The organism is Chitinophaga sp. YR627 (genome assembly GCF_900114995.1).
In the GTDB taxonomy this organism is placed as follows: Bacteria; Bacteroidota; Bacteroidia; order Chitinophagales; family Chitinophagaceae; genus Chitinophaga.
Map to the genome: position 1 here is coordinate 72,289 of NZ_FOUX01000005.1, position 12,252 is coordinate 84,540.

General features: G+C 46.5%; 10 protein-coding genes. 7 read left to right on the forward strand and 3 right to left on the reverse strand.

Translation table 11 applies throughout. From position 1 onward, the window contains the following. Window positions 1–140 precede the first annotated feature (140 nt). Complete coding sequence (locus BMZ72_RS25170) at window positions 141–854, forward strand: LytR/AlgR family response regulator transcription factor (protein ID WP_012793191.1); 714 nt, start codon at window positions 141–143, stop codon at window positions 852–854. 135 nt (window positions 855–989) lie between these two features. Continuing rightward, a complete protein-coding gene (locus tag BMZ72_RS25175) occupies window positions 990–3,590 on the forward strand; it encodes an outer membrane beta-barrel family protein (RefSeq protein WP_089812463.1) in 2,601 nt (866 codons plus the stop codon). Window positions 3,591–3,676: 86 nt separating this feature from the next. On the opposite strand, the gene BMZ72_RS25180 is transcribed toward BMZ72_RS25175, so the two are convergent. Together BMZ72_RS25180 and BMZ72_RS25185 are read right to left on the reverse strand one after the other, a co-directional pair. Beyond that, a complete protein-coding gene (locus BMZ72_RS25180; protein ID WP_089812464.1) occupies window positions 3,677–4,078 on the reverse strand; it encodes a hypothetical protein in 402 nt (133 codons plus the stop codon). 136 nt (window positions 4,079–4,214) lie between these two features. Next, window positions 4,215–4,637 carry a Dabb family protein gene (locus tag BMZ72_RS25185; RefSeq protein ID WP_089812465.1) on the reverse strand — a complete coding sequence of 141 codons (423 nt, stop codon included), beginning with the start codon at window positions 4,635–4,637 and terminating at the stop codon, window positions 4,215–4,217. Between the two features lie 180 nt (window positions 4,638–4,817). Here BMZ72_RS25185 and BMZ72_RS25190 point away from each other — a divergent pair, with 180 nt between their 5' ends. From BMZ72_RS25190 to BMZ72_RS25200, 3 genes are read left to right on the forward strand one after another with little or no spacing between them, the layout of a single operon-like run. Beyond that, window positions 4,818–6,017, forward strand: a complete 1,200-nt coding sequence (locus BMZ72_RS25190) for a glycosyltransferase (RefSeq protein WP_089812466.1) — start codon at window positions 4,818–4,820, stop codon at window positions 6,015–6,017. A 35-nt stretch (window positions 6,018–6,052) separates the two neighbouring features. Next, a complete protein-coding gene (locus BMZ72_RS25195) occupies window positions 6,053–7,147 on the forward strand; it encodes a glycoside hydrolase family protein (protein WP_089812467.1) in 1,095 nt (364 codons plus the stop codon). Next, the gene (locus BMZ72_RS25200; protein ID WP_089812468.1) at window positions 7,148–8,155 is read left to right on the forward strand and encodes a glycosyltransferase family 4 protein; all 1,008 of its coding nucleotides are present in this window, start codon (window positions 7,148–7,150) and stop codon (window positions 8,153–8,155) included. Here the strand turns inward: BMZ72_RS25200 and BMZ72_RS25205 are convergent. Beyond that, the gene (locus BMZ72_RS25205) at window positions 8,152–9,597 is read right to left on the reverse strand and encodes a glycoside hydrolase family 130 protein (RefSeq protein ID WP_089813798.1); all 1,446 of its coding nucleotides are present in this window, start codon (window positions 9,595–9,597) and stop codon (window positions 8,152–8,154) included. The two genes, BMZ72_RS25200 and BMZ72_RS25205, sit on opposite strands and share 4 nt — an antisense overlap. Window positions 9,598–9,909: 312 nt before the next feature. Between BMZ72_RS25205 and BMZ72_RS25210 the strand changes: the two genes are divergently transcribed. Together BMZ72_RS25210 and BMZ72_RS25215 are read left to right on the forward strand one after the other, a co-directional pair. After that, entirely contained in the window at window positions 9,910–10,749 is an 840-nt protein-coding gene (locus BMZ72_RS25210) for an AraC family transcriptional regulator (RefSeq protein ID WP_089812469.1), read from the forward strand. Window positions 10,750–10,831: 82 nt separating this feature from the next. Beyond that, the gene (locus BMZ72_RS25215) at window positions 10,832–12,202 is read left to right on the forward strand and encodes a glycoside hydrolase family 47 protein (RefSeq protein WP_089812470.1); all 1,371 of its coding nucleotides are present in this window, start codon (window positions 10,832–10,834) and stop codon (window positions 12,200–12,202) included. The last annotated feature ends 50 nt before the right edge of the window (window positions 12,203–12,252 follow it).

Sequence of the window (12,252 nt, forward strand, 5' to 3'; positions counted from 1 at the left end):
TTAAGATTTAGCTTTACAACAATATTACCATGATAGAATTATTTAAGGATATAAAAGAAGCTCAATACACGATTGAAAATAAAACATTCATATCATCACTGACGGCTAACCAATTCCTGATTCGTAATTCGTAATTGAACATGACATTAAGATGTATCGCCGTCGACGACGAACCACTCGCGCTTGACCTCCTCGAAGACAACATCCGCCAGGTGCCTTTCCTGGAAATGGTTGCAAAATGTGCGGACGCCTTCGAAGCCATTAAAGTATTACAGGAAACCACTGTTGACCTGATCTTCCTTGATATACAGATGCCCGGACTGACCGGCCTGCAATTCATACAGAGCCTGGCCCATAAACCGATGATCATCCTCATTACCGCTTACGAAAAATATGCGCTGGAAGGATTCGAACTGGATGTGACCGATTACCTCGTAAAACCAGTCAGCCTCCCCCGCTTTATCAAAGCATGTAATAAGGCCAGAGAACTGCATCAGCTCAAACACCAGCAACTGACAGCCGCTCCAGGTACCACACCCGAGTTTTTCTTCGTGAATTCAGACTATAGTCTGCTGAAGATCAATGTGGCTGATATCATCTGGATAGAAGCATTAAAAGACTATATCAGGATCCATCTGACAGGCACTGCCAAACCTGTGGTGACACGTATGCCACTGAAACAGGTAGAAGAACAGCTGCCACCGGCCAGATTCATCCGTATACATAAATCCTATATTATTGCTGTCGCCCACATCACCGCTATTCGTAAAAACAGTGTTTTTATCGGTACCATGGAGTTGCCCGTGGGTGATAATTACCGGGAAGCTGTAGCTGCACTGACAGGTACTAAATAGGTCATTACCAGCTTATCATGTAGTACGGCCAACACCATTATTCACGTTTTTTGTCGCGTTATTTCCTTGCATTGTCTCATTTGCTATGTATAATGGAACCGCGCTATTAGTTTTGTGTTAATAAGAATGTTACTTATGCAAAGAATTCTCTGGCTTTTTGCCATGTTGACCTTCTCCCTTTATGTATCCGCGCAGCAGCGCCCAGGTGGCGGAGCCGGCCCGGGTGGATTTGCGGGCGCCAAACCGCCAAGTATAGGACGTATCTATGGAAAAGTCCTCGACAACGAAGGGAAGCCAATGCCTTATACCTCTGTGATCGTGTTCCAGAACAAACTTGATTCCGCTACCAATACCAGAAAAGAAATTCTCCTGAAAGGTGTTATCACGCAGAACAACGGCGAATTCAACCTGGAAGATCTGCCGGTAATGGGGCCATTGGTCCTGAAAATATCAGCGACCGGTTTCAAGCCTTACGCACAGACCATTTCTTTCCTCACAAAGAAACCTGCGCCGGGCACCATGCCTTCATTTGACAAAGACCTGGGCAATATCAAACTGACCAGCGATATCAGTCAGCTGCAGGGCGTTACTGTAACCGCCTCCAAACCACTCATGAAAGTGGATATGGACAAGAAAGTATTCAACGTCGAACAGAATATTTCCAGCGCCGGTGGTACCGCACAGGACGTAATGAGGAACGTACCTTCCGTAAACATCGATATCGATGGTAAGATGACCATGCGTAATTCAGCCCCACAATTGCTGATAGATGGCCGTCCGACCACCCTCACCCTCGATCAGATCCCTGCAGATGCGATCGAAAGCGTGGAAGTAATGACCGCTCCGAGCGCTAAATACGACGCTTCAGGTGGTGGTGCTGGTATCGTGAACATCGTGCTGAAAAAGAACCGTAAAACCGGTTATAATGGTAATCTCCGTGCAGGTGTAGATAAACGTGGTGGTATTAATGGCGGCGCTGACTTCAACCTCCGTCAGGGTAAAGTGAACATCACCGCCAGCGGTATGATCAACCAGATCCGCGATCGTACCAACGGTCACACCGACAGGCTGGATATCGCAGATGATCCGAACATTCACACCCTGCAGGAAAACACTTCCAAAACCAATGGCGGTTTCATGTTTGGCCGTCTCGGACTCGACTACTTCGTTACTAACCGTACCACTTTATCGGTGTCCGGTATCAAAGTACATGGCTCATTCAAACCATCCAGCATCCTCGACATCAATAGCGATACCCTTTACTCCGGTTCGCCAATGACGTCTTTCAGCCGCAGGACTACCCAGGGTGAACGTACCTTCAATGGTAACGGTCTGGTATTAGGTTTAAAACACCTCTTCCCGCACGAAGGAGAAGAACTGACCATGGACGCCAACTACTTCGGTGGTAAAAGCGACAACAGCTCCGATTACAGTACTGACTACTACAATATCAAAGGTGGCGCTGTGACCGGCAACGAACTGGAAAAGATCGACGGTAGCGGTAAAATGCGCAACATCACCGCTCAGACCGACTACGTAAAACCACTGGGCGCCAAAAGTAAACTGGAAGCAGGCTTACGTGCGGCCTTCCGTCACATCGAGAACAATAACTACAATTATCTGTTCAACGAATCAACGAATCAGTATGACCTCACTTCCGGTAATACCAGCAACTATAAAAATAATGAAAGCGTGTACGCTGCCTATGCTACCTTCAGCAGCAGCATCCACAACTTCAGCTATAAATTAGGACTGCGTGGGGAAAGTTCAGAGTATACCGGCGAACTGGTTCAGACAGGTCAGAAATTCAGCAACAGCTACCCTATCAGCCTGTTCCCGACTGTCTTCCTGAGCCAGAAACTGAAACACGACCAGGAAGTACAGATCAGTGCGACCCGTCGTATCAACCGCCCGAACTTCTTCCAGCTGATACCTTTTGCTGACTCTACTGACAAGTTCAATATCACTAAAGGTAACCCGGGCCTGGTACCGGAGTTCACACAGTCCCTGGAATTGTCTTACCTGAAAACGTTCAAGGGTAACCACACCTTGCTGGGTTCCGTGTACTACAAACACACCGATAACACCATCACAAGTTTTATCGACCGCCAGACAGACCCGGCAACCGGCAACACAGCGCTGATCAATACTTACATCAACGCCAGCAGCAGTTATACAACAGGTGCAGAGATCACGGTTCAGAACTATTTCACCAAATGGTGGGATGTGTCCACCAACATCAACCTGTATAATTCCAAGATCAACGCCAACGCAGGCGCTCAGCAGGATGCCCTGTGGAGCATGTTCGGCAAGATCAACAGTAACTTCAAACTGCCAAAAGCATTTGATCTGCAGCTGACCGGGACCTATCAGTCCAAAACCAATCTGCCGATCAATACAAACACCGGCTTTGGCGGCGGTCCTCCAGGTCTGGAAGCACAGAGCGCCTCTCAGGGTTATATCCGTTCTTTCTACGGTATAGACATCGCCCTGAAGAAAAGCTTCCTGAAAACAAAGGCACTGACGGCTACTCTGGGCGTAACAGATATCTTCCGCTCACGTAAAACCAGTCAGTACTCTTACAGCGACTACTTTATACAGAACTACGAACGTCTGAGAAACCCGCAGATGATCAAACTGAACATCGCCTACCGCTTTGGTAAAGTAGATGCTTCCCTGTTCAAACGTAAGAGCTCAGGAGCTGGTAACCAGGGTATGATGGACGGCATGCAGTAACACACATATCACGGAACAACATATAAAAGCAAAAAGCGAATGGTCAGACAGCCATTCGCTTTTTGCTTTTATAAAATAGTCAGGGGTTAAGCATTCATAAATTCAAGGTCGAAATAGTACTCCCTGTGATCCGCAGGATTCACATAAATAGAGATTTGCTTGTGCCTTTCCAGCAGAAAACTGACCGTCATCCTGTCTTTGTATATATAAGGACTCAGCAGCTCCATATGGGTGTGCGTATCGGGCTGATAGGCGCAGGAAAGATAACAGATCTCCCTTTCGCGCATCTCAACACTCCGGAGACCGATCAGGCCATCCATCATGTGCACCTCTAGTCCCTCATTGTCAGAAGGCTCCTCATAATAATTGGAAGTAATAACGGTACAATCCTGTGCGCTCACCGTGATCCGGCTGCCTGTAGTTTTAAGCGTGGCATTCGGCTCCGGCGGGCTTTGGGGAAATAGCAGTCCTATGATTCTTTTCAGCATAAACAATTGCTTTTACAAATGAGATCAAGGCTGGCATTGGTTAGTCCTGTATTCAGTCTAAGGGGCAGATCCGGGCTGATTAAACAGCCCCGTCGCTGACAGGGCTGTGCTGTTGGTTCAAATATACAAAGTATCCTCAAATATCTTCTGCATCATATACGATCACTTTCTTCCAGACAGAAGAACACTCTTCTATGAATTTCAGGTGCGCGGGATCGGTCTGGTAAATGTCCTGCTCTGCCTTGTTCTTAAAGAACAGCAGCCACGACACCTGGTAGGAACGGTCAATCACGTCTCTGTTGGTGCTGGAAGGCGTACCAATATGATGTTGCTGGATAGTTTTTGCTCCTTTAGCCAGTTTCTGCAGACCGGCGATCAGTTTTGCCTTGTCCTCCTGGCTATCAGGATTGTGCAGCCAGAAATAAACATGATGGACGAATACCTTCTGTGCAGGCGCGGCAGCGGCCATTGCAGCACCTCCTGTCATGGTAGCGATACCGGTCACCGCGGCAGTCTTACCGGCAGCAGAGAGGAATTGTCTTCTGGTTTGTTTTGACATAGGGTCAGTTTTTATATAGAAAAATAATAAAAATATTAGAATCCATGCCAATTCTAACTGGATCGTTTTTTGCACTTCTGTGTTTGATTCCACGAACCAGGACACAACTCAGCCCTAAAGCCCTGTTTATTCCTTCTCCTTGTGACGTCAATTCACTTTACTGCGTTAAAACCTTTTGGTATGGATACATTTGACATGAAGCCAGAGATACTCTATGTGAGTACTTATTCCCCCCGTAAATGTGGTATTGCCACTTTTACCGCCGATCTCACCAATGAACTTATGTACCTGCTCAAACATGAGTTTGAGGTCAGCGTATGCGCTTTGGACAAACGGGCCAACACAGATAATTATGCATCTCCGGTTACAATGGTCATGGACGGTTGCAGACTGAACTCGTGTATTGCAGGGGCTGAAGCAATTAATCAGAATCCCGCCATCAAAATGGTGTGTATAGAGCATGAATTCGGTCTTTTCGGCGGAAATATGGGCGAATATGTGCTCGCCTTCATCTCCCTGCTCACCAAACCATTCATCATCCGCTTCCATACCGTCCTGCCTGATCCGGATATTGAGCGGCTGAAACTGGTAAGAAGCATCTGTCTGCTGGCAGATAAAGTGCTTGTCATGACACAGCACTCCCATCGCTTACTGGTGCAGGACTATAATATCAAGGCAGAGAAACTGGCCATTATCCCGCACGGTACGCATTTTATACCGGCGGCCAACAAAAACGAACTCAGAACCAAACTGCATCTCGATAATAAGAAGATTTTAACCACCTTTGGCCTGCTGAGTCCGAACAAGGGTATCGAAACCGGTATCAAGGCAATGGTCAAAATCGCTGCGGAATTTCCTGAAGCAGTATACATCATACTGGGGAATACCCACCCCAACCTGGTCGCTTCTGAAGGAGAGGCCTATCGTGAAAGTCTTGAACAACTGATAAGAGACAATAATCTGACGGATAATGTTAAACTGGTGAATGAATTCATTCCAACACATGTCCTGCTCAATTATCTCTCACTGACAGATATTTACCTTTTTACCTCCCGCGATCGTAACCAGGCGATGAGCGGCACCTTCATGTACGCGATGAGCGCAGGTTGTCCGATCATTTCCAACGCCTTTGTACTGGCAGAAGAGATGCTGGACAAGGAAACCGGTATCATCATCGAATCAGGTGATGAAGATGCGCTTGCTGATAACGCCATTTATCTCCTGAGCAATGAGCAAATCCGTCAGGAAATGGGCAAAAAGGCGTTCATGAAAACAAGGAATACCATGTGGGGCACCGTCGCACGTAAACACGCGATGCTGTTTTATGAGCTGATGAAAAAACAACTTCCAACTTACGATAATAACCTTGCAGCACTGTAAACACCGTTGCGTATTATCTCACTAAAAAGAATTACATGCGTTCGCATTTACAGACAGCAGTAACTTTTCCTGAACAAACTTTTGTGCCGGACCAACTGGTTTTACCGCCCTTCAATCCGGCACATCTGCTTAACATGACAGACAGCACAGGCATCATACAACATGCACTGCGCATTACCCCTAACAGAAAAGAAGGTTATTGTACAGATGACAATTCCAGGGCATTACTACTGACAGCGCTTGCCTGGAAACATGGCCGGTATCCTGAGGCATCAAGACTCATGTCTATCTACCTCAGTTTCATTCACTACATGCAGATGGATGACGGCTATTTCCATAACTTCATGCGATATGATAAACAGATCATATACGACGGTAGTTCAGAAGATGCTTATGGTCGTACAATAATGGCATTGGGGTATCTGATGGAATATGGCCCTTCTTCGATGATCATTCGTACTGCTGAAGACATTTTTCTGAAAGCAGTACCTCATATGGATGATATGCAATCATTACGGGGCATTGCCAATAGTCTTGTCGGACTTTGCCTTTTCGCAAAGTTGCATGCAGCAGATATGGATCAGCTGTCCCGCATCGGACAGATGGCCGATAAACTCACGTATGAATATGAAAGATACAGTGAAGACGACTGGTGCTGGTTTGAAGATGTATTGACCTACGACAATGCTATTATCCCGTTAGGATTATTGCATGCCTTTGAGATCACCCGGCAGGAAAACTATCTGCATACAGCCCTGGAAGCGATCAGCTTCCTGGAATCAAAAGTTTTTCATGATGAAGTGCTCTATCCTGTAGGAAACGATGGATGGGCAAGCAAAGGAGGCACCACCGCTATCTTTGATCAGCAGCCGCTGGATGCCATGGCAATGGTCCTGTGCTATCAACAGGCTTATCATGTCACCGGCGATAACAGATACCTAAACAGACTGATACAATCCTGGAAATGGTTTATGGGCGACAATGCCCTGCAACAGCCTCTATATGATGCCATCAGCGGCGGTTGTGCAGATGGCCTTCAACCTGACCGTGTCAATGAAAACCAGGGTGCAGAAAGCACGATCGCTTTCTGGATCGCTTACTTCACTGTTGCCGAAACATTGAATAAATAAATGAAAATAGCTGTTCTTGCGCCTGTCAGCTGGCGCACCCCCCCAAAGCAATATGGCCCCTGGGAACAGGTAGCGTCTGTGCTGACCGAAGGCCTTGTGCAACAGGGACTGGATGTCACGCTTTTCGCTACCGGCGACTCTATTACCAATGCAAAATTGTCTTCCGTAAGAGAACATTCCCTCGGAGATGAACCGGGCGATTTTAAGGTATGGGAATGTCTCCATATCTCCTCATTAATGGAACGTGCCGGGGAATTTGATCTCATTCATAATCATTTCGACTTTCTGCCACTGACCTGGTCCAGGGTGATTAAAACACCTATTGTGACCACTATTCATGGCTTCTCATCCCCTGCTATTCTGCCGGTATATCAAAAGTATAACAGTACTACGCACTACGTTTCTATCAGTAACAGTGACCGTGATCCTTCCCTGACTTACATTGATACTGTTTACAACGGACTGAATGAAGCGTTGTTTTCTTTTACGGCTACGCCGGATGATTACCTGCTGAGTTTTGGAAGGATACATCCGGAAAAAGGAACGCATCTGGCTATTGAGATCGCAAAAGAAGCTGGTATGCGGCTGATCATCTGCGGACTGATTCAGGACGAGAACTACTACCGGGAAAAGGTCGCCCCGCACATCGATGACAAACAGGTGGTCTATAAAGGAAATGTAGGCCCCGAAGACCGGAACAATATCCTCGGAAAAGCAAAGGCGTTGCTGCACCCTGTTCTGTTCAACGAACCATTCGGATTAAGCATTGCAGAGGCCATGATGTGTGGTACGCCGGTCATTGCATTCGACAGAGGCGCCATGAAAGAGCTGATTACAGACGCTAAAACTGGTTTCCTGGTAACAAATACAGCGGAAGCAGTATTGGCGGTAAAAAAGGCGGGTAATATTCGCAGAAATGATTGCCGAGAACATTCCCTGGCCAGGTTCAGCCAGGGAAAAATGGTCTCAGATTACATAGAAGTTTATAAACGTATTCTCGGTACTTAGTGAGATTGTTTCAATAAAGCCTTTAATAACTTATCCAGCGGAACACTGGCAAAAGACGAGGCATAGTCAGACACCGCATAAGGGATGAACACCTGTCCCTCATGTATCATAGCGCCACAGGAATACACCACATTCGGTACATATCCATCCCGTTCATCTTCTTTAGGCATCAGCAGCGGATATTGCAGCCGGCCCAGCTCTTTTGTCGGGTCTTCCAGATCAAACAGGGACGCGCCCAGACAATACTTCCGCATCGGTCCCACCCCATGCGAAATGATCAGCCAACCCTTCTCTGTTTCCAGCGGAGAACCAGCATTGCCGATCTGCACAAATTCCCACGGATACTTAGGTTGCTGTAATAACTGCGGCTCTTCCCAGTCATACAGATCGTTAGAAAACATAATATAGTTGTTCTGTCCATCGATCCGTGACAACATCGCATATTTTCCATTGATCTTTTTGGGGAATAAGGCCAGGTTTTTGTTGACCGCTCCTTTACCATACAGCGGGTGCACTTCAAAATGCTGGAAGTCGCAGGTCTTGATCAGCTTAGGCAATATAAAGGAACCGTCATAAGCTGTATAGGTAGCATAATATGTACAGGAGCCCTCTTCCTCCGTAAACTTTACGAAACGCGCATCTTCAATACCATTCTTTTCCGTATAGGTCACGGGGAAGATCACCCGTTCACCCAGCGAAGTATGTTCCGGGAAATGCAGCTCATAACTGGCATCCACCAGTTCAAGTACATGCTGCTTCAACGATAGCTGATCCATCGGATCTTTAATACCCCGCAGCGAATTCCGCAGGATAATATCTATCTCAGAATAGGTAAATTCATCTGTCAGCTGATGCAGGATACCCACATGCAGATCCTCCGGCAGACGCAGCTGATTCAGCTGTCGGGCGAAATGTTCTTTATCATTCCGCTTTTCTCCGGTCAGCTTTCCCTCCGTGAGGAAATGCGCCGGATTGTCCAGCGTGATATTACAGTCTTTGTCGATCACACCTTCGCGGAACACGATAGACGAGATATGACTTTCACCAGTGGCCCGGAAACTGACGATCACGCGTTTATGTCCCGGCAGAATACCCGACTGGTCTGGCGCTTCTACAACCGATGGATTGAACAGCGCGGCCGCTTCCAGTGAATATTCCATGGTGAAATAAGCCCCCAGCAGGTGCTGCCTGTCTTTGGTGACAATGACGCCTGCCGGTACCAGGTGAGAGATCCTGGAATAATGATTTTCAAATACTTTATGGATGTCCTTATATCTGCGGGAGAACTCTTTCAGGACACCATTCAGTACCTCACATACCACATTCTCCGGCATATCCACAACCTTATTGATGATCTGCACCGATCTTTCGTTTCCGGAGTTAAAAAAGCGGGGAATGACTCTTTTGAAATCAGGGTTAATCCTGATATTTTTTCTCGTCATGCTTAACATACGCAACAATCTACAGGGTTAATAAAAGATATGTGTTTATAAAGATAACTTTTTTAATCGTAAGGCCTTGCAGCCGCATCACGTGGCAGCGTCACCGTTCGGGTACTGCTATGACACGATCAGCAAACCGCTGCTTTGGGCTTTTCAACAAACAATATCTGCGCCAGTAAGTATCCGAACGATGCTTTTTATACTTCTCTGTCAGAAAAGCTGGATAACAGGGTTAATCCACTGTTACTAATACTTTCCGCCAGGCACATCTGCATAAAATTTTGCTACCTTTAACACTGTCAGGGGACATTTATGAAAATTACGAGGTTCTTACTACGCGACTTCATTACAAAAGGTGAGCTTTTTCATCTGGCCAGGGTAAAAATATTCTCTACCGATGATATTTCACTACACAATCATGATTATGCCGAGATCTTCTGGATAGAGCATGGCAATGGCATTCATCTGATCAATGGACAAAACACCCCGCTGAATACAGGCGATATTGTCATGATGCGCCCGGATGATCTGCACACCTTCTCTTCCAACCGTCAGGGCATCACCATGATGAACCTCGCTTTTCCTTTTAAAACCGTACAGTATTTCAGAAAGCGGTACTTTCCGGAGTCGGAAGATTTCTTCTGGAAAAAAGGCGACCTGCCCTACCAGGCCACGCTGGACGAAACGGTATTAAGAAGTATTACCCACCTGGCAGAAAAAATGTGGAAACACCAGGACTCCGCCATCTACCTGGACAGTTTCCTCCTCTCCCTTTTTAAACTCTTACTCCCCACTGAAAATCAACCGGATAACCAGGATATTCCCGCATGGCTGAACAATGCCATACAGCAGTTTCCTGCACAACCCGACCTCTTCCGGCTGGGCGCCAGAGGTTTTGCTTCGATCTGCGGCCGTAACATTGATTATGTCAACCGTACCGTACGCAAATGTTACGACAAAACACTCTCCACCCTGGTGACGGAATTACGTATGCAGTTTGCTGCCAGACAGTTAGCCATCACCAATGCCCCTATTAAGAGTATCTGCCACGATTGTGGCTTTAATAACCTCGGCCATTTCTATAAACAGTTCCAGACTATATACCAGCAAACACCTTCCCAATACCGGGAACAGCACCAGCGTATGTCGTAGATCGTTATACCGTAAAAAATATATTTGTTAGCGCAATAGTATGAACGGTTTATTACTTTCGCAGATCATAATTTAGCATCCGATGAAAAAATGTATTGTGGCTGCCGCAGCCATGATCGCCTACCTACCTATGAAAGCCCAGCAGGCGGAGTTATCGCTAAGCGTCAAACAGGAATTTGTAAAGTCCTGGGATGCTTACAAACGATACGCCTGGGGACATGATGTATTATTGCCGCAAACGAAAACCTACACGGACTGGTACGAACAGCCGATACGTATTTCGCAGATCGATGCATATAGCACCATGAAAGTAATGGGCCTCCAGAAACAGGCCAGAGATATTGAGAAGTTTGTAACTGATAGTTGCAGCTTTGATATAGACGTTTACGTAAAGACCTTTGATGTCAACAATCGCGTACTGGGAGGACTCTTATACATGTACTCCTGTACACATCAGCCAAAAGTACTGGAACGCGCAAAAGACTTTGGAGATCGTCTCTTAAAAGCCTTCAAATCACCGACAGGTATTCCCTATTACTGGGTCAATCTGAAAACTGGTAAAGTAAAAGGCGAAAAGGTCAATACCGCAGAAGCAGCCGCTTATACACTGGAAATGGGCATCCTGAGTTATTACACAAAGGACCCGAAATATTATCAGGCAGCGAGGAAAGCGACAGAAGCCGTATATGGCAGACGATCCGCCCTCAATCTCACCGGTAACATCATCAATAATGAAACCGGTGACTGGCTCGAAACCATCAGCTGCATCGGCGCAGGCGGCAGCGCCTATTACGAAAGCATGCTGAAAACCTGGCTGCTGTTCAAAGATGCCGAACTGAAAGAGATGTGGGAGAAAACCATTACAGCCGTTCATCAGTATAATGCAGAGGAAAGTGATACCGCCATATGGTACCGCAGAACGGACATGTATTCAGGAGAAACAAAGAACACGACCGCTACCGGATACGATGCATTCCTGCCCGCCCTTTTGTGTATCGATAATGATGCAGAACAGGCCGCAAGGGTACACCGGACCTGGAACAATCTCTGGAAGCAATACGGTATGATTCCGATGATCTACGACTTCCGTCGTCAACATATTACGGCAGCAGCGTATGACCTGAATCCTGAGATCATTGAATCAGCCTGGTATCTCTATGATTACACAAAAGATACCGCGTATCAGCAGATGGGCAGACAATACTACAATGATATCTTACAGTATTGCAGAGCAGGTGGCGCATTCACAGGAGTGATGGATATCAGAAGTAAACAACAGCAGAATAAAATGCCGGTCTATTTCTTTGCGACAACAATGAAATACCTGTACCTGCTCTTTACACCAGACAGTGGATTGAATACGCTTGATTACGTATTCACAGCAGAAGGAAATCCGTTTAAGACAGATGAGTTTAAAGCGGGAGAAACGGCAAGGCGTCTGGGCATTAATTAGTAAGTTAACCAGTCTATATACAGGAAGAGGCTATCTCATTGTTGAGATAG

Excerpts from the sequence above, each read along its gene's own strand:
- BMZ72_RS25185 (WP_089812465.1), bottom strand. The coding sequence starts at position 4,637 with ATGTCAAAACAAACCAGAAGACAATTCCTCTCTGCTGCCGGTAAGACT.
- BMZ72_RS25205 (WP_089813798.1), bottom strand. The coding sequence starts at position 9,597 with ATGACGAGAAAAAATATCAGGATTAACCCTGATTTCAAAAGAGTCATT.
- BMZ72_RS25175 (WP_089812463.1), top strand. The coding sequence starts at position 990 with ATGCAAAGAATTCTCTGGCTTTTTGCCATGTTGACCTTCTCCCTTTAT.
- BMZ72_RS25180 (WP_089812464.1), bottom strand. The coding sequence starts at position 4,078 with ATGCTGAAAAGAATCATAGGACTGCTATTTCCCCAAAGCCCGCCGGAG.
- BMZ72_RS25215 (WP_089812470.1), top strand. The coding sequence starts at position 10,832 with ATGAAAAAATGTATTGTGGCTGCCGCAGCCATGATCGCCTACCTACCT.
- BMZ72_RS25170 (WP_012793191.1), top strand. The coding sequence starts at position 141 with ATGACATTAAGATGTATCGCCGTCGACGACGAACCACTCGCGCTTGAC.
- BMZ72_RS25195 (WP_089812467.1), top strand. The coding sequence starts at position 6,053 with ATGCGTTCGCATTTACAGACAGCAGTAACTTTTCCTGAACAAACTTTT.
- BMZ72_RS25190 (WP_089812466.1), top strand. The coding sequence starts at position 4,818 with ATGGATACATTTGACATGAAGCCAGAGATACTCTATGTGAGTACTTAT.
- BMZ72_RS25210 (WP_089812469.1), top strand. The coding sequence starts at position 9,910 with ATGAAAATTACGAGGTTCTTACTACGCGACTTCATTACAAAAGGTGAG.
- BMZ72_RS25200 (WP_089812468.1), top strand. The coding sequence starts at position 7,148 with ATGAAAATAGCTGTTCTTGCGCCTGTCAGCTGGCGCACCCCCCCAAAG.